The organism is Bacteroides muris (ex Afrizal et al. 2022) (assembly GCF_004793475.1).
GTDB classification, from domain to species: Bacteria; Bacteroidota; Bacteroidia; order Bacteroidales; family Bacteroidaceae; genus Bacteroides; species Bacteroides muris.
The window spans coordinates 20,843-38,897 of the sequence record NZ_SRYZ01000027.1 but is presented as its reverse complement, the minus strand read 5'-3'; the positions used below and the strand labels follow the sequence as shown (position 1 = coordinate 38,897).

Sequence of the window (18,055 nt, the reverse complement as noted above, 5' to 3'; positions counted from 1 at the left end):
TATGGAAAGATTAATGGCCCTTTACAACATCTCTTCTCCCTCAGGCGGGGAGAAGCGGATGGCCCGGTTTATCACGGACGAGCTCAGACGCATGGGAATCGCTTACCGGAAAGACAGGCATGGCAACATCTACGCGGTCAAAGGCAACCGGAAAAGCTACCCCTGTGTCGTGGCACACATGGACGAAGTGCACCGCCGCAAGACAGGCACGTATGCAGCCCACCTTGTCGCGGAATCGATGATTGTCGGATACGACCATAAACACAGACGGATGACCGGAATCGGTGCCGATGACAAGAACGGCATCTGGGTCTGTTTGAAGTGCCTGGAAAGTTTCAAGGCGATGAAATGTGCTTTCTTCGTACAGGAAGAAAACGGATGCATAGGCAGCCGGAAAGCCGACATGGATTTCTTTGCGGACTGCCGCTTCGTCATCGGATGTGACCGCAAGGGCAACGGTGACATCATTACAAGAGTCCACGGGATGGAACTCTGCTCGGAGGAATTCCTGGAGACCGTCAGTCCCGGCAGATACGGGTATCACCCGGCAAGCGGGCTGAGCACGGACGTGCATACCCTGAAGGCAAGGGGACTGTCCGTATCCTGCATCAACCTCTCCTGCGGCTATTACGAACCTCATACGGACAGGGAATACACCATCTGGGAGGACTTGTGCAAGTGTTACCGCTTCGTCAGGCACATTGTCTGCTGCCACAAGAACGTCAGTCCCCACAAGGCGAGAACGGAAAAGACCTTCATACACGGTTACTACGAACTGTTCGGAATGACCGGATACAGTGAGAAGGAATATATCCGCTTCATGAAAAAATACGGGATGGAACCTCCCGTCCAAAACAAGACAGGCCATGGGAACAAATTATGATTTTATCGAACTCTACAACATGACGGGCAACCGCTTCTTCGGCGGGTTTTCCTGTCTGGAGGCGGCAAAGCCGCGTCTGGACAAACTGAGGGAGAAAGGTGAGCTGCCCGCAATAAACCATGCATTGCTCATGTACGAATACAGGCATGACAAGAATCAGGGGTATGTGCGGACTGGAATCAGGACCATCCATTACAGGAACGGATGGAGAATAAAGAAATAAACTTATCAATTAAAAGAACAAGAATATGGAAGTAACAGTAATGCCGAATCCTGCATCGGTAGAAAAACAGCAGGGATTGAACCAGGTGGTCGTAAACAAGGTACAACGGATGGTGGAAGGCAAACGGCAGGGGGTCATGGAGACCATCGCACGGCTGCTTGACGAAGGAAAAATAGCGCAGGACTTCATCGCCCCCATCGGGGTGAACCTGCGCGGCAAGGAGAAACAGCCTGTCATTTCATTCCGCGCGTCGGACCGGGTGCAAATGACCATGCCGGAGGGAAATTTCAGTCTGCACGGCAATGCCATCAGCCAGATTTCGGAGAAGATGGGGGTGCCGGCCAAGTACCTGCGCGAACTGTCCGGTGGCGATGTATGGCAGAAACAGCTTTGCGCCACCATCCTTAACGAACATTCGGGCTGGACCGCGCGCACACGGGTACTTATCCGGGCGGTAGGCATGGAAGTGCGGGGCGTACTGTCCGACTCGTACCGACGGCTCAATTCGGTGGATATCCTGACCGCATTCATCCGGGAGGCGGCCAATCAGGGGGCGGTCGTATCGGACGCCTACATGAATGACACCAAGGTCTGGTGCGAGACCATCCTGCCCACCCCCATTGAGATTCCCACCAGAAAGAACGGGACGGTCATCATCTTTGCCGGGGCACGCTTTTCCACTTCCGACTATGGCAACGGATCCGTGGACATGCGTTCGTTCCTGCTCAACGGGGCATGCCTGAACGGGATGGTACGTGAATCCGTCATGCGGCAGGTGCATCTGGGGGCAAGACTGCCCGATTCACTGGCACTGTCACAGAAAACCTACGAGCTGGACACGCAGACCACCGTATCGGCAGTATCGGACCTGACCAAAGGACTGTACAACAAGGATACACTTATGCAGAAAGCCATCGAAATACAGGGCGCTTCGGAAATAGATGTGGACTTCGACAAGGAGCTCAAACAACTGGTGCAGAAAGGCGGCCTGCTGAAGAGCGAAGGGCGTGAAGTGGAAAAATTACTGATGAACAACAATCCGGAGGACGGAGTGACCGGAGGGGCCACCCTGTGGAAGCTGACGCAGGGCATCACCGCTTTCGCACGGGAACAGGAGCCGGAACGGTGCCGGGAACTGCACGAGATATCGGGACAACTTATGAACCGGGTAAACCAACTAATAAATAACATCTAATAATCAGGCGACTGACAGAAACCGCTTTCTGTCAGTCGCCTGAAAAAAGTTCTATATATTCACGTTAAGCAAATCTACTACATTTACTCATTACATAACTTTAAATCTATTTGTTCTTCATTTCAAATACGATTACGTCTTCTGCCATGTATTTCGGTTCTTTGTCATTACAAAATGCACTAATTATATACGATTGGTTCATCTCAAACTTATACTCAACTCTAATTGTATCTTTTGGCATTCGAATCCCATTCGGATATTGGATTTCTAAAACATAGTTAACAATGCCATTTTTTATGTTAGAAATATATTCCTGCACTTGAATATCAATACAATCATAATTTTCCAAATAAACAAAGTTTACTATTTTAGCATTACGTGGTTCTAACAAATTTGTTACAATCTCGTATATTTGATCAGGCTTCTTTTTAAAAGACGAACTATCATCCCCACCAACTACTCTTATCAAACAATGAAAATTGAAAGGAGTAGTATCACATGTTTCTTTACATGAAACTAAGAAGAATATTATAGATATGAAACATAGTATGCATTTAGAATAATACATAGCTGTTACTATTGAATAGTTCCACCACCCGAAATATTTGGATTCTCTATCACAGAATATTCCACGTTATATTTATAATTACCAGGTGTTCCATCATCATCCAAACTTAAGTATCCAGGCAATTCAGAATCCTTAATGGCAGGATTAGAACTATCAAAAACAGTAGCCAAAAAATAACCATTGTTACTTCCATCCCATCCCCAGTTAAAATGGTAAAGATTCACAAACTTATTATCACTTTTCCTTCTTGCAGAAAATGCACCATCAGCCACCCAAGCATGACCACCTGTATATTTTATAGTAATTCCTAAAAAATCATTTTTCCCCCTATTTCCTCTCATATAAACTAATTTATTAGAAAAGAAATTTGCAGCCATAAAAATTTCATTGGCATTATATTCCTTCAGTTTTGTTGCTTTTAAAGAAGTCCAATCATTTATCCAATTTATAGCATCTTTTGACTCCATGGATGTACCGTCATCTTTGTATTCAGCTTTTAACACAACACCTAGATATCTCATTAAATGTGCAATCTCATTTGCTGATTGTGGAGTTGTAAACGTATTCAGTCTGCCATCATTTTTAAAACAATCACTTTGTATTTGATTCCAATGAAGAATTGCACTTCCAGAAGCTAAATTATCTTGCCAACTAACATTTCCAATAACAGGGAAATAAGATAAGATCTGCGCTACAGCTACAGCCACACAACCTGTATATGGGCCAGGACAATATACATTATACGGTGCACCTTGCCCCCATTTGCTTGTCAAATGGTAAGCACTTCCATAAACATTATCATAATCACCTATACCCAGATTGACAGCCTTAGTAGTACTAGTTTTAACATCATATACGGCTTTTCCTAATGCCAGATTGAGAAAATATGCGAAGTTAGGATTTTCTTCAACACTTTTCTCAGAAAAAGAGCCATTATCTATGACTCCAAAAATGGGTTCAGTTCTCCTATCAGCACCCACTAATACATATCCACCATTATTAGAAAAATTAACAGCATAAAGTAAGGTATCTTCTATACCAACACTTCTAGTAATAACTTTATTTGCATCAACAATTTCAACACTTTCAATCTCAAGATTTCTCATTTTTGTTCTTGTTTTACAACTATCTGAACCTTGAAATACTTGCATAAAATCTAAAACAATATCTTTTGCTTCATCTACACTTATTTTATAAGGATTACTTGTCAATTTGGATATAGACTCTACATTTTCTGATTCTTGACACGAAGAAAAAGAAATCACGACAATAAGCAATTTAATTAAATATAATTTTCTCATACATTACAATTTATTATAATTATCAGTTAAAAAAGGATCATACATAGCATGACCCTCAATTCTATTTATAAAAGATATTTAAAATTCATTTGGAATACGCCCACCGGCAGGAGGATTGGGATTTCCATTATTCAACTGAGCTTGTAATTGCAATCTTTCTTGCTCTGTTAATATTCTATTATCTCCATCATACACAATAGCATCTAATTCACGATAAACATCGGAACGAGCCACATAAGGTAAATACAAATAATTAATCCACATTCTATCCAAATTCGAAACTGTACTTCCTTGATAAATCAAAGAACCATCTTTTTTCGTATACATCGGTTTTGATTTGTCAATAACTATAGACAAACTAGTTGTCTTAGAACCATACCCCATTACAGAGTTATAATCATAATTGCCACGATAATGATAATTCGTAGTCTGCTTATCAAACTGTTTTTTACCACTACTAGTCAAATTATTCCAATCAATATTAACATAATCATCTCTATCCGGCCGACTTTGTTCATGCAACATACCAACAGCATGACAAATTTCATGTATTATTACACCATAATCACCATATGAGGCATCTCTAAAAGCAAAATCTGCCAATGATATATCCTGTTTACCTCCAATACGACCTACATAAGAAGTACTTACATCAGAATCACCTATACTCTTAAAATTGACATAAGGATAATCAAATCCATACACAGGATCTTTCGTTGGTTCCCCTGTCGCATTATAAAAACGCAAATTAGTTTTTGACTGAAGCTCCAAAAGTGCTTGCTTTATATATCCTTTTTGTGTAGACGTTAAATTACCATCATAAACAAATCTCACCATAGCCCAAAGATTATAAGATGTTGGATAAATTCCTAAATTTCTCGTTTGTAGCAAATTATCAACATTTATAGGCAAATTTGTCACCGGATTCAATGATAAATCACGCTCCAAATCTCCTGTAACATCACCGGCAATAGCCCCTGTTTCATCCAACGACCTCAATTGTTCAGGAGACAAAATCATATCTCCGCCAAAGAAGTAATTTTCACCTCTTTTCTCTACTTCAACCCCAGACTTCAGTATAACAATACTTTCCAAAGCACTATCATTACTATTCTGTGAAACAGCTACTAAGCCTTCATCTTCTTGACAAGAAAACAAAAAGACACATGACAACAACAATGAATAAAATCCAATCTTTTTCATAATAATAAATATTTAATTAAACTTAGGATATTTTCTCTTTTAGCACAACTTCTAATAATTCATATCTCTCAGTATAACCATCAGCTGGAGGATTATCTAATTCAACAATCCTAACCCTGATTTTATACCGAAAACCTTCAACATACTCAAAACCTTCAATCGCATTTTTACTCAAATACAGAATTTCCTCAGTTCCTTCAATCGTACATTCCATAACTTTCACCAAATCCGTTGAATTACCAGGTGGTCTACTTCCCGTCCAAACTAAATCAGATGACACATTCATTACAACAATTCTTTCTTTATCATCTTCATTGCAACCTATACAAAGAGACAATAAAGAAAGTAGAAACAACAACAAATTACTACGCTTAAAAAATTTACAACACATACCACAATCAATTAAACATGAAATAAATAGATATAATTAAATAGAAAGATATTCCTAATTGCTAATAAAAACACAATTACTATTATAAAATTGTATCAACAAAGCAGATATGTTTTCCTTTACTTGAATACCTTCCAATGGTTCAATTCCACTTGGAAATTCCTGAGGATAAAAATCCGCAGTTTGAGATGCTACATATAAGTTTATAGTTTCACTCCAATCTTCGCGCTTATCATCATCCAAGCAACTTGAACATACTCCAATCAAGCAGAAAAGAGCAATTAACTGCACCCACCTTAATTTAAAATCCATTTTCATATCCTTATTTTTATTGTTTACAGCACAAATATACAATCTATATTGTATATAAAATAACATTTTTAGATGTTTTTTGCCATTATATGTTGATAAACACAAATAATATCTATATTTGTACTATACAATCTAAATTATATTAATATGGAAAATGTTTATTACTCATTAAAAGACTTTGAACTTTCTTTAAAGAAGAACGCTATCGAGAGAGCTGACGACTTCCAGCAGTACATCAATCAATTAAATGAATTTGGTTGCAAAAGCTATTGGATAACTTCCCAGACAGGAGTCGGGTCAACAATGACCATTGAAGACTTTGACCGACCTGTCACTGCATTTATCTCCAATGACTATTTGGGAATGTCACAACGAGAGGAAACCAAACAGGCTGGAATAGATGCTATTATCAAATATGGAACAGGTGCTTGTGCCGCACAGGTTATAGGTGGCTATCTCGATATACATCAACAACTGGAACAAGAAATCGCATCTTTTGTAGGGCAGGAGGACGCAATGCTGTTTTCTTCCGGTTTCGGGGCAAATGCAGGGATATTAAGAGCCTTATTAGGTCAAAATGACATTGCGTTAGTGGATCCTTATATCCATACAAGCGCAATGGCAGGATTAAAAGGAACAAATGTAAAGCGAATAGGACACAATGATTTGGAATATTTAGAGAAAACGCTGAAAGAAACCAAAGATCAATATCAGACCAGACTTGTAATAATAGACGGGGTATATTCACAAGATGGGGATTTGTCCTTGCTCCCGGAAATAATTTCTCTTTGCAAAACCCATGAAGCTATGTTGATGCTGGATGATGCACACGGAATAGGTGTAATGGGAGCCAACGGTAGAGGAACAGCAGAACATTTCAATTGTTTGGGGCAAGTGGATATCATCACCGGAACATTCAGCAAATCATTTGGTTGTGTGGGAGGATTTGCCGCCGCCTCAAAAAAGATAATACAATACCTGAAATTTTATGCGGACAGCAATGTCTTCTCGGCAGCCCCTACACCACAAGTAACCGCATCCATTTTGAAAGCTTTGGAAATAATAAAGAAAGAACCGGCAATAAGAGCCAGACTTTGGGAAAATACCGATTACCTCAGGAGCCGGCTGACAACCGAAGGGTTTGACATAGGCAAATCCGTGTCACCTATTTTCCCCATTATGATAAGAGATAATAAAAAAGTTTATGAAATAGCTAAAATGTTACAGGAAAAAGGTATCTTTACAATTGGAATTGTATATCCGGCAGTAAGAACCAAAGAGGCCAGATTAAGGGTCAGTGTTCTTGCCACGCATGAACATGAACAGTTGGATGCTTTAATCAACGCTCTTAATGATATAAATAAAGATATAAAAATAAAAAAGGAACAATGAAAGAAAGGAGAAAGCGAAGAAGTGCAAAGGACATAGAAGAAAGTATACTTGATGCGGCAAATCAATTGATTGAAAATGATGGATTTTCAAAATTGACAGTTACCGGTATCATACATCTGGCAGAAATCGAACCTGTCCAATTCTACCATAGATATGAGGATTTGAACAAGTTTATTGATGAGTATGTCAAAAAGTACGATTACTGGTTCAATGATATCATAAAGTCCCAGAAACAATCAAGCAATGATAAAGAATTGTACACGAACATTCTGACAGGATTGTTCCATTCTTTATCGGAGAACAAAGCAATGCAAGAGCTTCTGAAATGGGAACTGGCTAATAATAATGAAACCAGTCAGCGTACCGCCCGGTTACGAGAATTACATACATTGCCTCTATGCCAAAAATATTCAAAACTGTTCTCAGATACGGATATTGACATTGTAACCATATCCGCACTGATAATAGGCGGAATATACTATCTCATTTTGCATGATGAACTTTCTACTTTCAGTGGTATAAATTTAAAAATGGAATCAGACAGGCAAAGAGTTATTAAAGCCATAAATAAACTGTCAGATATTCTGTTCACCCCTATACCATCTTCTCTTACCAGAGAAACCATTGATATAATAATAAAAATGAAGGAAGATAATATACCAGTGGGAAAAATAGCATATTATACGGGAATACCACAAGACATTATCATTTCAATCTAAAGCACAAATTGGAATAACCAGCCGTATATACTGATTTGAAGATGAGTAAAAATTGCAGAAAAAAAAGCCGTGAACATCGATTTCCCCATCGTCGTTCACGGTTTTTTTTATAATCAAGGTATATAGAAAAGCGCAAACTCGGCTTTTCTTCTTCTCTCTATGCTTGGAATGACTTTCCCCTTATAGCACCTAAAGGAAACATACTCCTCATAGATGTCACGCTCGCCTTTTTCCAGCTTCCGTATCAACCGGCTTTTCGGTATCCTGCCATGGCCCTTCAATCTGAAAATGCCCACATTATAGCTCAAAACGCCCAAAAGCAATGCATCATTTTCAAACTCCCGGAACGCATCACAACACTTTCTAAGGTCACTCCTCAGCAGCGAATCGGCCTGTGCCTTGCTCAGGTTCTCGGTCAATGTCTCCCCCGGAAGCAAGCAATGCCCGTAACCGATGTAAGGCATCTGTCCCCGATGCCAGCCTTCCGCCCGTTTGATGAATTCCACGGCCTTGTCAAACAGCGAATCCGGCACTTCCCCCTTTCCTTGGGCAAAAGCGGAGGAGACCACAAACGCCATAAACACTCCGGCCGTCAGCCTGAGCCATGCCCTACTCATTGTCCGGAACGTTGTTTTCCGCATCATTCACATTGAAACCGTAGGTCAGCTGCCGCATATTCCCCCAGTTGTCCTCAAAATAGAGGTCGATGGTTTGCGAGTCATCCGCGCTTTGCGAAGTGTAATACAGCCGGAATCTCCGTTCATTCAGCAGGTAGCGGTCATTGGGCTTCAGCACCGTGCCGTTCTCCATCTTCAGGCTGCCCTTGCCGTCCGGCTGGAAGTACCTCAGCGTATAGACCGTTCCGGCAAAGTTGCCTTCCGGTCTGATTTCCAGACGGATTTCCACCGTTTCGCCGTTTGCTATCCCGTCCGCCACCGGCATGGCTTCCACCGTGAACGGGTATTCCTGCCGGACATCCAGCCCGCCGTCACAAGAAACAAGACAAAAAAGGGCGGCAGCCAGGCAGCAGGCCGCCATCATACAATCAAGGATTTTTCTCTTCATGGGTATATATCTGTTTTAGGGTTAGAAAATGTATTTGACTCCGATTCCATACTGGCAGTGGCAACGGCCCGAGGCGCCGCCCCACACAAACCGCTCACGCAGCCGAAGCAGCAGGACAACCCTGTCCGACAGGTAACCTTCCGCTTCCAGTGTCGCCGCACCGCCGTAAATGAACGATTCACACCTGTGCAGGGCGGCACCGTCATCCAGCAGTTTCTTGCCTCCGTTTACCGTCTCATACCCCAGCAGGGCCGAGACACCGAGGTTCAGGAACAGCACCTTGCCCGGCGAGGAAAAGAACGTATGGTAATAGCCGCCCTCGCCCGTGTATTGCGCCGTCGGAATATGCGTGTTCCTGTATGGGATGTTGCGCCGGAGCGTCTCCCCGCCGAACACCCACTGGTTTCCTTTTTTCGTGTAGGTGGAAACGGCCAGAGAGAAGGCGTAACCGGCATCGTGCCGGTTCGCTCCGCAGTAAAATCCGTCCGCCATTTCCGCCGTGAGACGGACACCCTTCATTCCCGGCAGACAGCGTTGCGCATGGGCTTGCCCCGCCATAAGGGCAAGCAGCGCAAGGGTGATATACACATACCTTTTCATCGCACTTTCAGTTCATTGATAGTCTCGGCACGCACCAGATCTTCATTCTCTATCTCAAAGGACTGGTGGCGTCCCCCTTGTTTCTCATACATCTCCACCACCAGTTTCTTGTCATCGGGGAGGGTGAACTTGGGCAGGGCAAACACCGTTCTCCCGCTCTTTTTCCCGTCCACACGGGTCAGGTAATTGAAGGCACGTAGCGGACAGATGACCTGTTCCTGCATGGCGGTACGTTTCACTATCTTCTTGTCCACGATCTTGAAGGTCACGAAGTCCACATCGAAAGGCACGTGGGTGGAATTTCTTACCTCGGTATGGAAATAAAGCAGGTCACCGTGCGCATAGAGCCCTTTGAGCAGGTATTGCACGCCGAACCGCTTACAGCCGATGTGCTTCACTCTCCGCTTGTCCTGTCCGTGCACGGACTTCATGACCAGGCGCACCAGCCTGGGCGACTCGTTGCCCAGTTCCTGCAAATAGATCTCCATCGCGTTGTTGGGACGGTTCACCGCCTCCCCGTCATGGATGAAGTCGCACATCTCCACATTCAGCAGCAGCGGCTCGTCGGCATACTTGACATTAAACGTGTAAAAGTTACCGTCCTCGGTAATCACGCTCATGTTCGTCTCGTTACGGAAATGCTTCCTCGTGGCCTTCACCCGGATCACGTTCTCCGCGCCGTCCGCCTTGCCGGCTATCAGGTTGGGGGAACCGAGGTCCACGTACTTGACGGATGAGGGGAAAATCACATGCACCGTCTTGTCGTAGGTGATTTCCAGACCATGCGGAGGTATCATCCGGCTGAAGCCTATCTTGCGGCTCAGCCCTTCAAAATAATCTCCGCTACTCTGCTGCGCATGGGCAGCTAAAAAGCCCGTCAGAAGGGCAAACATCATCAGAATCTTCTTCATGTCCGATTGTTGTTGGTTGGTTGTTGAATAATTGTGTTTTCTCTTTTTCCACCCGGACCGGTTCTTACCGCTCCGGGGTATGGAGCAGCAGCCTGTGCCCGGCCTTCAGCGTGATTTTCACCGTCCGCATCCTCTTGGTGACGTACTGTGACACGCCCTGTATCACGCCTTTCCCCACATCCGAGGCTATCTGAGCACCGGCGTCCGTCGAGATGTTGATGCTGCTCCCCATCGAGGTTCCCATGTTGGCGGCTATCTCACGCACGGCATCGTATTCCAGCGAGTTCGGAACAAGTATTCCCTGCCCGCCGTCGGCGTCATACACTTCCAGCTCCACCGGGATGACCGCCCCTTTGTATTCCACCGTCTCGACGAGCACGTCCAGCCGTTCCCCCTGGATACGTGCGCTTCCGGTCAGCAGGGTGCCTTTGGGTATGAGGCGGTCGTCCACCGCCATGGGTTCCAGCAGCCGGAGACGCAAGGCCTGCCCGTCCGATACGGTCTGCGTCCCGTGCACGCAGGCGGCGATGGTGTTCCTGTCCGGGGAGAGCGTCTTGCCGATGGGGGTATGGAATCCCGTATTCCGCTCTCCGGAAATCCCCTCTTCGTCATTCATCGGCCGAGACAGGGAGGATACCACCTGCTGCCGCACCTGCTTCACCGGTCGGGCGGCGGTCCGTTCTTTCCGGTCGGCTGCCGGAGCGGCGGTCGTCTGCTTCCCGTTGTAACGGGCCGCCAGTTCGTATGACTTCTCCATCAGTGCCATCTTCTCTTCCAGTGACTGCCCGCCGCCGTCAGGGTGCTCCCCGGACTGCCTCTTTTCCAGATTCTCGATGCGCCGCAGCAGCTCCTTGTCCTGCGGATGGTCGCGCGGCTCATGGATGGTATGGAGCGAGCGGTTCATGTTGCGGTAGGCCTCCGTGGACGAACGCACCGGACTGCGGGGTGTCATGGCTTCCGGTTCCGGGGGAAGCTCCACGTTCACTCCGCCCTGCGCAACACGCAGGGTGTCGTTCCGCTTCTTGTTGAACAGTTCCGACATTTCCTGAAAGGTGTCCTTGCGCTTTCTCTCCTTTTTCGCCAGGGCATCCCGTTCGTAGGCGCTGACTTTGTTGCCCTCCATGCGGGTCTCTTCGGGCGATGGAATCTCCGTATTGAAGCCCAGGCCTTTTCCGGCTTCCTCCCTTTCCTTCTGTGTCGGGGCGTATATCAGCAGAATGGCCCCCGCGAACATCAGGAAAAAAAGCGGGTAGATGACAAACTTCGCACGCCGGCGTTTCTCTTCGGGTGTCAGCGGCTCGTCACCCGACAGTCCCAGCAGTTTCTTTATCTTCTGTATATCCGTTTTCATCGTAGCAGTTGTTTGGATGGATTGGTATTGTTCTCCGGTCGCAAGTCGAGCCGCCGGATATGTTCTATGCTCATCGTTCCGTCACTCTTTCCCGGACCGGAGAGCGCGGAGACAATCGTGTACAGGCAGGCGGCCAGGAACAGAAGGAAGGCGGTGATTGTCACCAGACTCCGTTGTCTTCTTGTCAGGCGGCGGCAGAACAGCCGTATCCGGCCGTCCGCCCGTCTCAGGCTGGCATATCCTCTTTTCATCGCTCCGTGCTCCTTATGTCCTTGTTCTCCAGGATGGTGAACTGCTCGATGATGAACCCGTTCGGATTGTCGTCCGAGCGCCCCGTGTTCTGGAGCGAGCAGGAGGTGACAAGGCTGCGCTCGGTCACGTTGCTCTCCCTGATGATCATCTGGCGGGCATACGTTGTTGCCTTGTAAGGATAAACGGCGAAATCGCACACCACGCTGTCCACATGCACCACCTGGTTGATGTTGCCCGAAATCAGCCGGTTGTAATAACCCTTCTCGGCAAAGTCCACATAATAGTGGTAGGCACTCTTGTCCGCCAGTTGCAGGGCGCGGTTGATGTTGTGCCCGATGGCATCCTTCTGGGGCGAGAGCGAGAAGAACAGCTCGTGAAAGCGCCTCACGTGCTCCCTCGCCTCGGCGGGACGGTTCTGTGAAAGGTCCTGCGAGAGGGCCATCATCAGCGACTTGCCGCCGTCCAGCACGTAGATTTTCTCACGCTGCCTCTCGGCGAAGCGGTACGAGCTCCACAGCGCATAGCCGGTGACGAGCGCACAGCAGCCGGTGAAGACCGCCAGCATCAGCCGGATGCGGCGGAAGCTGCTTTCAATGTTGGTCAATGACTTGAATTCCATGTATGAATCGTTTCTTTGGATTGATTGATTTTTTCTTTCTTCCGGCGGGATATGTATGGTGCTCTTGGCGACATACGTTAGTGACGGCTTGTTACATACGTTAGTAGCAGGTCGCTACATACGTTAGTAGTGCACGGTTACTAACGTTAGTCGTATCAGGCTGCATACGTTAGTAGCCGTATGCAGCATACGCATCCCTCAAACCGGTCTCTGTTATTTTCCTCTCAGCCGTCCTCCGATATTCCCCAGCACGGAACCGCCCACCCCGGCAGCAAAACTGCCCGCTTTCGTGGCGGTACGGTTCAGGTTACGGCTGAAATTTCCGGCACCGCCCGCCTGCACAATCCAGCCCGCCACCGTCGGGACGGTGAAGTACCCGATAATCCCTATCAGCATAAAAATTATGTACACGCTGTTGGAGTTGTCTATCGAGTAGTCGGGATTGCCCTGCAACTCCTGGATGTCATTCCGGAGCATCAGCACCTGGAGCTTGGCGAGCAGGGTGCTGAACAGGTCGCTCACCGGAAGCCACAGATAGACGGAGATATACCTTGTGAACCACTGCCCGAGCGTGGACTGGAAGCCGTCCCACACGCTGAAGGCGAACGCCACAGGGCCCAGTATGGAGAGCACGACCAGGAAAAAGGTCCGTACGGTGTCTATCAGCAGCGATGCCGCCGCGAATATCAGTTCCAGCAGGCTGCGGAACGCATCACGGATTTTTTTCTCCAGATTGTACATCCCCACTTCCACGTACATGCCCAGCCGCGAGGCGGCGTCCGTGGGTGACCAGCCCAGCTCGTCCAGCTGTCGGTCGAACTCCTCGTCGCTCACCAGGTGGGCGGTCTCGGGATTGCGCAGCATGGCTTCCCGTTCCAGCTCCTCCTTCTGGGCACGGTACTGTTCCATGTCCAGCGTCTGCCCCTCCAGCATCTTGTGCGTGCCCTGCACGATGGGGCTGAGCACACTGTTCAGCGTGCCGAGCACCAGTGTGGGAAAGAGCAGGATGCAGATGCCGATGGCAAAGGGACGGAGCAGCGGATACACGTCTACCGGCTCGGCGCGCGCCATCGACTGCCACACGCGGACGGCGACATAGAAGAGCGCCCCCAGTCCGGCAAGCCCCTTGCCCACGTCCATCATCTCCTCGCAAAGGGGCATCATTTCTCCATACAGGGTCTCCAGTATGGTATGCAGGTTGGCGAAATCTATCGACAAAAGTACCATAGGCTACCAGTATTTGGAGGTTTCATCCCCGTAGAGCCGCATCACGCGGTCCAGGTCGTTCTTCTTCCTGGCCCTGAGATAGCTCACGGCAATGTTCTTGTTCGTATAGTAGCTCACCAGGTTGCGGTAGCGGCGCATCTCGTAGTAGCAGCGGTCCACCACGTCCATACGGTCCTTGTCGGTCATGGAGAGCGTGCTCACGTTGATGACCTGCCTGAGGTCCTGCAACACGCCGTTGCTCTCCTCCAGCAGCCGGGCGTAACCGAAGGCGATGGCATCCAGCTCACGGGGCGAGAAGTTCCCGTCGTTCATCATCTTCCCGAAGTTGGTCACGTAGATGTCCGACACGTCGCCCACCATAAGGATGATGTCGCGCACCTTGCGGGCGTCCTGTATCAGGTTGTTCACCGCTTTGAGCTGGTCGTAATACCTCTTCGCCTGCTCGTAGATTTTCACCGTCTCGGCGAAACTCTCGGCCGTATTCACGGCGGTCTTGGAGGTGTGGGCGATGTTGTCCGACATGTTGATGATGCTTTGGGCAAGGTTGCCGGGGTCGGTCACCACCCATTGCGCGTCCGCAGCGGTACCGCACAAGGCGAACACGGTCCCTATCAGGAGTGACTTCGCTCTCATGGGCGTTCCTCCTTGCGTACATAGTCCCCGTTGGGGGAGAAAGTCAGTACGTCCGTCGCCTCGTTGTAGGACACATCGATGCGGTAGCCCGTGTTGATGAACAGGTTGCCGTTCTCCTCCACCAGCAGGTAGGTCTTCGGTTTCAGCACGCGTGTCTTGCCGCTGCGGGCGAATACCGTCACCTTGTAGGCTTCTCCTTCCTTATATACCAGCACGTCCGGCTTGCCTTCCACACTGGTCCACGAGCCGCAAAGCTTGTCACGGTCGGTACCGTTCTCCGAGCAGCTCTGCAATATCAGGGCGGCCATGCTTATCAGGCACACCGCCAGTTTCACAAAGGGTCTGTTTCTCATAATCGTTCTTGTTTGAAGGTTGATGTTTGTCTCTGTTCTTCCCGTCTCTTCTCCGCCATCCGTCTGACGGCAGCCTCCAGGTCTCCTCCGGATTCTTCCGCCAACCGCTGCACTTCCAGCTTCTCGGACTCTTCCGTCGAGAACGTGAAATACTCTTCCTCGCTCACTTCCGTGGCATACACCGCCGAATGGGTACCGCCCAGCCCGATCCACACCTCCCGGTAGGAACGTCCGGGATGGTTCGCCTGGTTGATGGAGAGAATCTGCCCCTTCTCCTTGTCGGTCAGGCCGAGCAGCCGCTGGATATGCTCGAACTTGTTCATGTATTTCCGCTGGTCCAGCAGTATCTTGCAGTCGGAGTTGTTGATAATGGCCTCCTTCACAATCGGGGACGAGATGATGTCGTCCACCTCCTGCGTCACCACCACCGCCTCGCCGAAATATTTCCGGACGGTCTTGAAAAGGTACTTGATATACTCACTCATGTTGGCGGACATCAGCGCTTTCCAGCATTCTTCTATCAGTATCATCTTACGGACACCTTTCAGCCTGCGCATCTTGGCGATGAAGGTTTCCATGATGATCAGCGTCACCACCGGAAGCAGCACCTTGTTACTGCCGATGTTGTCCAGCTCGAACACGATGAACCGCTTGTTTGTCAGGTCCAGCTCCTTGTCGGAGTTCAGCAGGAAGTCGTAGTCGCCTCCCCGGTAGAAAGGTTCCAGCACGTTCAGGAAGCCGTCAATGTCGAAATCCTTCTCACGTACCCTCTTCTCCTCAATCATCCGGCGGTAGTCAACCGACACGAACTCGTAGAATCCGTTGAAGTCCGGCCTGACGCTCCGGTCCCCCGATATTTTCCGGATATAGGCGTTCACCGCGCCCGACAGCGCCACCTCCTCCGCACGTGTGGGAGCCTCGTCCTCCCGTTTCCACAAGGTCAGTATCAGGGTCTTGATGCTCTCGCGCTTCTCCACGTCGAACTGTCCGGAGTCGGTGTAGAACGGGTTGAAGGATATCGGGTTGTCTTCCTCGTACGTGATGTATATCCCGTCCTCTCCCTGGGTACGGTCATGGATCATGCGGCACAGCCCCTGGTAGCTGTTTCCCGTGTCCACCAGCAGGATATGCGTGCCCTGCTCGTAATAGTTGCGCACCAGATGGTTGGTAAAAAAGGACTTGCCGCTTCCGCTTGGCCCCAGGATAAATTTGTTGCGGTTGGTGATGATGCCGCGCTTCATCGGAAGGTCGGAAATGTCCACATGCACCGGGATGCCGTTCTGCCGGTCCGCCATGCGGATACCGAACGGGCTGGGCGAGTTCCGGTAATTGGTCTCCCCGGCAAAGAGGCAGACCGCCTGCTCCAGAAAGGTGTAGAACGACTCTTCGGCGGGAAAGTCGCCCGCATTGCCGGGGATGCCCGCCCAGTAGAGCACCGGGGTATCGACGGTGTTGTACCTCGGCGTACATTCCATCATGGCGAGCTGGCTGCCCGTATCGTTCCTGATACGGCGGAACTCGTCCGCATCCTCGGCCCAGGCGATGACGTTGCAGTGGCACCTGACGGGCAGCAGCCCTTTGGCGTGCGCCTCATCCAGGTACATTTCCGTCCACTCCTGGTTCACCGCGTTGCTCCGGCTGTATTTCGACAGCGAGAGCATGTTGCGCGAGTTCTTCTCCATCATTTGCAGGATCTCCTGCGCGCTGTCGATGAACACATATTGCGAATAGATATGGTTGCACGACAGCAGCAGCCCCACGGGGGCGGCAAAGGACAGCCGGCAGTCGCTCCGGTCCGTGGACATACGCTCGTAACGCATGTCGGTGGAGAGCTTGCCCGGCAGGTCCTCCGCGTCCGAAAGGGTATGCAGGCAGAGCCGCTTGTCACCGATACGCATCCGCCCGGGCTTGAGGCAGATGTCCTGTAGCACGGCGGTCCCGTCCTCCAGCGAGAGGGAAAAATACTTCTCCACCAGTCCGGGATGTTCTTTGGTGCCGGTCACCTCGTCCGTATCCAGGCGGCGCAGCCTTACGTGCCCGGAATCGTTCATGATGCGCTCGAACTGTTCCACCGCCTCAAGGAAACGCTCCGCCGCCTCCTTGTCGGTTATCTCCCTGGGCAGCAGGAAGCCGCGGCAGAGGGTGCTGAAGTCACTCTGCCGACGGTTGCGCTCACGGGTGGTCTTCGTCAGGTACAGGTAGCATCTGTGGTTCAGGAAGGGCCTTTCGTTGAAGTGCCGCTCGTAGCTGCGTGCAAGGAAGCTCTGTTCCTCCCCGCCGGTTTTCGGGCGGTAGGTCTCCTTGACGAACCAGTCCTGCTTGCACACCACGCTGTGTTCGGGCAGTACCTTTATGGCTTTTATCCAGGAGGCGTGCATGGCCTCGTACTCGTCCGCCGTCACCGTATACAGTTCGGGAAGCTCCACCTCGAAAGCCACGGTCAGGTCTGCATCCTTGCTCACGATGCAGCCGTTCTCCACCGACAGCAGGGGGAACTTGCGTTCCAGCGTTTCCGCTTTCAATACATTTCTCATGGTTGTTTCTTCTTTCTTTTCGTGAATAATCTGAAAACTCTTTTGCGGTGAATCAGGTAGCGCGGGTGCCGTTTCCCGGCCAGCAGCTTCATCAGCCCGTGTTCACCGTAACGGGCGTTCAGCCGGAACGTCACCCATACCAGCAGACCGCCGGATACGATTCCGAAAGGAATGCATATCCACTGGTCCACGCCTGCCAGATAGAGGATGACCACCGCAAGGAGCACCACCGTCAGTCCGCCCGCGAAGACGAACAGGTATTGCGACTTGAGCCCCTTGAACTCGACGGAATTGCCCGCGCCTTTGTTTACCGGATACTCCAT

General features: G+C 49.0%; 22 protein-coding genes. 5 read left to right on the top strand and 17 right to left on the bottom strand.

The annotated features are described in order from the left end of the window. Position 1: 1 nt before the first annotated feature. From E5355_RS12210 to E5355_RS12200, 3 genes are read left to right on the top strand one after another with little or no spacing between them, the layout of a single operon-like run. Complete coding sequence (locus E5355_RS12210; RefSeq protein WP_135035926.1) at positions 2-883, top strand: hypothetical protein; 882 nt, start codon at positions 2-4, stop codon at positions 881-883. Then, complete coding sequence (locus E5355_RS12205) at positions 867-1,106, top strand: hypothetical protein (RefSeq protein WP_135035929.1); 240 nt, start codon at positions 867-869, stop codon at positions 1,104-1,106. The genes E5355_RS12210 and E5355_RS12205 overlap by 17 nt, the downstream gene beginning before the upstream one ends. Before the next feature lie 25 nt (positions 1,107-1,131). Further along, positions 1,132-2,301 (top strand): hypothetical protein, encoded by a 1,170-nt coding sequence (locus E5355_RS12200; protein WP_135035932.1) that lies wholly within the window; start codon positions 1,132-1,134, stop codon positions 2,299-2,301. A 106-nt stretch (positions 2,302-2,407) separates the two neighbouring features. Here E5355_RS12200 and E5355_RS12195 read toward each other — a convergent pair whose 3' ends face one another. From E5355_RS12195 to E5355_RS12175, 5 genes are all read right to left on the bottom strand, one after another. Then, on the bottom strand, positions 2,408-2,770 hold the full coding sequence (locus E5355_RS12195) for a hypothetical protein (protein ID WP_100262770.1): 363 nt from the start codon (positions 2,768-2,770) through the stop codon (positions 2,408-2,410). Positions 2,771-2,877: 107 nt separating this feature from the next. Further along, positions 2,878-4,170: a C10 family peptidase gene (locus E5355_RS12190; protein ID WP_135035935.1), complete on the bottom strand. Its 1,293-nt coding sequence runs from the start codon at positions 4,168-4,170 to the stop codon at positions 2,878-2,880. 78 nt (positions 4,171-4,248) lie between these two features. Then, positions 4,249-5,373, bottom strand: a complete 1,125-nt coding sequence (locus E5355_RS12185; RefSeq protein ID WP_005682978.1) for a M12 family metallopeptidase — start codon at positions 5,371-5,373, stop codon at positions 4,249-4,251. A 22-nt stretch (positions 5,374-5,395) separates the two neighbouring features. Beyond that, on the bottom strand, positions 5,396-5,764 hold the full coding sequence (locus E5355_RS12180) for a DUF4377 domain-containing protein (protein ID WP_005682977.1): 369 nt from the start codon (positions 5,762-5,764) through the stop codon (positions 5,396-5,398). A gap of 54 nt (positions 5,765-5,818) precedes the next feature. Beyond that, positions 5,819-6,142 (bottom strand): hypothetical protein, encoded by a 324-nt coding sequence (locus tag E5355_RS12175; protein ID WP_100263100.1) that lies wholly within the window; start codon positions 6,140-6,142, stop codon positions 5,819-5,821. Positions 6,143-6,223: 81 nt separating this feature from the next. Here E5355_RS12175 and E5355_RS12170 point away from each other — a divergent pair, with 81 nt between their 5' ends. Together E5355_RS12170 and E5355_RS12165 are read left to right on the top strand one after the other, a co-directional pair. Then, entirely contained in the window at positions 6,224-7,468 is a 1,245-nt protein-coding gene (locus E5355_RS12170; protein ID WP_057281340.1) for an aminotransferase class I/II-fold pyridoxal phosphate-dependent enzyme, read from the top strand. Next, the gene (locus E5355_RS12165; protein ID WP_005682974.1) at positions 7,465-8,187 is read left to right on the top strand and encodes a TetR/AcrR family transcriptional regulator; all 723 of its coding nucleotides are present in this window, start codon (positions 7,465-7,467) and stop codon (positions 8,185-8,187) included. Before E5355_RS12170 ends, E5355_RS12165 begins: the two co-directional genes overlap by 4 nt. A gap of 113 nt (positions 8,188-8,300) precedes the next feature. Here the strand turns inward: E5355_RS12165 and E5355_RS12160 are convergent, their stop codons facing one another. The 12 genes from E5355_RS12160 to E5355_RS12105 form a co-directional block, all read right to left on the bottom strand. Beyond that, positions 8,301-8,804 (bottom strand): glycoside hydrolase family protein, encoded by a 504-nt coding sequence (locus E5355_RS12160; protein ID WP_369995091.1) that lies wholly within the window; start codon positions 8,802-8,804, stop codon positions 8,301-8,303. Then, the gene (locus E5355_RS12155; protein ID WP_005682972.1) at positions 8,797-9,252 is read right to left on the bottom strand and encodes a DUF3872 domain-containing protein; all 456 of its coding nucleotides are present in this window, start codon (positions 9,250-9,252) and stop codon (positions 8,797-8,799) included. The genes E5355_RS12160 and E5355_RS12155 overlap by 8 nt, the downstream gene beginning before the upstream one ends. Positions 9,253-9,273: 21 nt before the next feature. After that, positions 9,274-9,852 carry a conjugal transfer protein TraO gene (locus tag E5355_RS12150; RefSeq protein ID WP_005682971.1) on the bottom strand — a complete coding sequence of 193 codons (579 nt, stop codon included), beginning with the start codon at positions 9,850-9,852 and terminating at the stop codon, positions 9,274-9,276. Then, entirely contained in the window at positions 9,849-10,763 is a 915-nt protein-coding gene (gene traN / locus E5355_RS12145; RefSeq protein WP_005682970.1) for a conjugative transposon protein TraN, read from the bottom strand. The genes E5355_RS12150 and traN overlap by 4 nt, the downstream gene beginning before the upstream one ends. Positions 10,764-10,827: 64 nt before the next feature. Next, positions 10,828-12,114, bottom strand: a complete 1,287-nt coding sequence (gene traM / locus E5355_RS12140) for a conjugative transposon protein TraM (RefSeq protein ID WP_135035938.1) — start codon at positions 12,112-12,114, stop codon at positions 10,828-10,830. After that, the gene (locus tag E5355_RS12135; protein WP_228099392.1) at positions 12,111-12,365 is read right to left on the bottom strand and encodes a TraL conjugative transposon family protein; all 255 of its coding nucleotides are present in this window, start codon (positions 12,363-12,365) and stop codon (positions 12,111-12,113) included. Before E5355_RS12135 ends, traM begins: the two co-directional genes overlap by 4 nt. Then, positions 12,362-12,985 carry a conjugative transposon protein TraK gene (traK, locus tag E5355_RS12130; RefSeq protein WP_117741520.1) on the bottom strand — a complete coding sequence of 208 codons (624 nt, stop codon included), beginning with the start codon at positions 12,983-12,985 and terminating at the stop codon, positions 12,362-12,364. The genes E5355_RS12135 and traK overlap by 4 nt, the downstream gene beginning before the upstream one ends. 213 nt (positions 12,986-13,198) lie before the next feature. Next, a complete protein-coding gene (gene traJ / locus E5355_RS12125; protein ID WP_135035941.1) occupies positions 13,199-14,212 on the bottom strand; it encodes a conjugative transposon protein TraJ in 1,014 nt (337 codons plus the stop codon). Between the two features lie 3 nt (positions 14,213-14,215). Further along, entirely contained in the window at positions 14,216-14,845 is a 630-nt protein-coding gene (locus E5355_RS12120) for a DUF4141 domain-containing protein (RefSeq protein WP_135035944.1), read from the bottom strand. Next, positions 14,842-15,198, bottom strand: coding sequence for a DUF3876 domain-containing protein (locus E5355_RS12115; RefSeq protein WP_135035947.1), 357 nt, complete (start codon positions 15,196-15,198; stop codon positions 14,842-14,844). The genes E5355_RS12120 and E5355_RS12115 overlap by 4 nt, the downstream gene beginning before the upstream one ends. After that, on the bottom strand, positions 15,195-17,732 hold the full coding sequence (locus tag E5355_RS12110) for a TraG family conjugative transposon ATPase (protein WP_135035950.1): 2,538 nt from the start codon (positions 17,730-17,732) through the stop codon (positions 15,195-15,197). Before E5355_RS12110 ends, E5355_RS12115 begins: the two co-directional genes overlap by 4 nt. Beyond that, positions 17,729-18,055 carry a DUF4133 domain-containing protein gene (locus E5355_RS12105; protein ID WP_005682963.1) on the bottom strand — a complete coding sequence of 109 codons (327 nt, stop codon included), beginning with the start codon at positions 18,053-18,055 and terminating at the stop codon, positions 17,729-17,731. Before E5355_RS12105 ends, E5355_RS12110 begins: the two co-directional genes overlap by 4 nt.

Bases quoted from the DNA above. Each gene is read 5' to 3' on its own strand.
- traM (WP_135035938.1), bottom strand. From the start codon at position 12,114: ATGAAAACGGATATACAGAAGATAAAGAAACTGCTGGGACTGTCGGGT.
- E5355_RS12210 (WP_135035926.1), top strand. From the start codon at position 2: ATGGAAAGATTAATGGCCCTTTACAACATCTCTTCTCCCTCAGGCGGG.
- E5355_RS12105 (WP_005682963.1), bottom strand. From the start codon at position 18,055: ATGGAGTATCCGGTAAACAAAGGCGCGGGCAATTCCGTCGAGTTCAAG.
- E5355_RS12115 (WP_135035947.1), bottom strand. From the start codon at position 15,198: ATGAGAAACAGACCCTTTGTGAAACTGGCGGTGTGCCTGATAAGCATG.
- traN (WP_005682970.1), bottom strand. From the start codon at position 10,763: ATGAAGAAGATTCTGATGATGTTTGCCCTTCTGACGGGCTTTTTAGCT.
- E5355_RS12120 (WP_135035944.1), bottom strand. From the start codon at position 14,845: ATGAGAGCGAAGTCACTCCTGATAGGGACCGTGTTCGCCTTGTGCGGT.
- E5355_RS12200 (WP_135035932.1), top strand. From the start codon at position 1,132: ATGGAAGTAACAGTAATGCCGAATCCTGCATCGGTAGAAAAACAGCAG.
- E5355_RS12180 (WP_005682977.1), bottom strand. From the start codon at position 5,764: ATGTGTTGTAAATTTTTTAAGCGTAGTAATTTGTTGTTGTTTCTACTT.
- E5355_RS12175 (WP_100263100.1), bottom strand. From the start codon at position 6,142: ATGTTATTTTATATACAATATAGATTGTATATTTGTGCTGTAAACAAT.
- E5355_RS12150 (WP_005682971.1), bottom strand. From the start codon at position 9,852: ATGAAAAGGTATGTGTATATCACCCTTGCGCTGCTTGCCCTTATGGCG.
- E5355_RS12170 (WP_057281340.1), top strand. From the start codon at position 6,224: ATGGAAAATGTTTATTACTCATTAAAAGACTTTGAACTTTCTTTAAAG.
- E5355_RS12160 (WP_369995091.1), bottom strand. From the start codon at position 8,804: ATGAGTAGGGCATGGCTCAGGCTGACGGCCGGAGTGTTTATGGCGTTT.
- traK (WP_117741520.1), bottom strand. From the start codon at position 12,985: ATGGAATTCAAGTCATTGACCAACATTGAAAGCAGCTTCCGCCGCATC.
- E5355_RS12205 (WP_135035929.1), top strand. From the start codon at position 867: ATGGGAACAAATTATGATTTTATCGAACTCTACAACATGACGGGCAAC.
- E5355_RS12135 (WP_228099392.1), bottom strand. From the start codon at position 12,365: ATGAAAAGAGGATATGCCAGCCTGAGACGGGCGGACGGCCGGATACGG.
- E5355_RS12155 (WP_005682972.1), bottom strand. From the start codon at position 9,252: ATGAAGAGAAAAATCCTTGATTGTATGATGGCGGCCTGCTGCCTGGCT.
- E5355_RS12190 (WP_135035935.1), bottom strand. From the start codon at position 4,170: ATGAGAAAATTATATTTAATTAAATTGCTTATTGTCGTGATTTCTTTT.
- E5355_RS12110 (WP_135035950.1), bottom strand. From the start codon at position 17,732: ATGAGAAATGTATTGAAAGCGGAAACGCTGGAACGCAAGTTCCCCCTG.
- traJ (WP_135035941.1), bottom strand. From the start codon at position 14,212: ATGGTACTTTTGTCGATAGATTTCGCCAACCTGCATACCATACTGGAG.
- E5355_RS12185 (WP_005682978.1), bottom strand. From the start codon at position 5,373: ATGAAAAAGATTGGATTTTATTCATTGTTGTTGTCATGTGTCTTTTTG.
- E5355_RS12165 (WP_005682974.1), top strand. From the start codon at position 7,465: ATGAAAGAAAGGAGAAAGCGAAGAAGTGCAAAGGACATAGAAGAAAGT.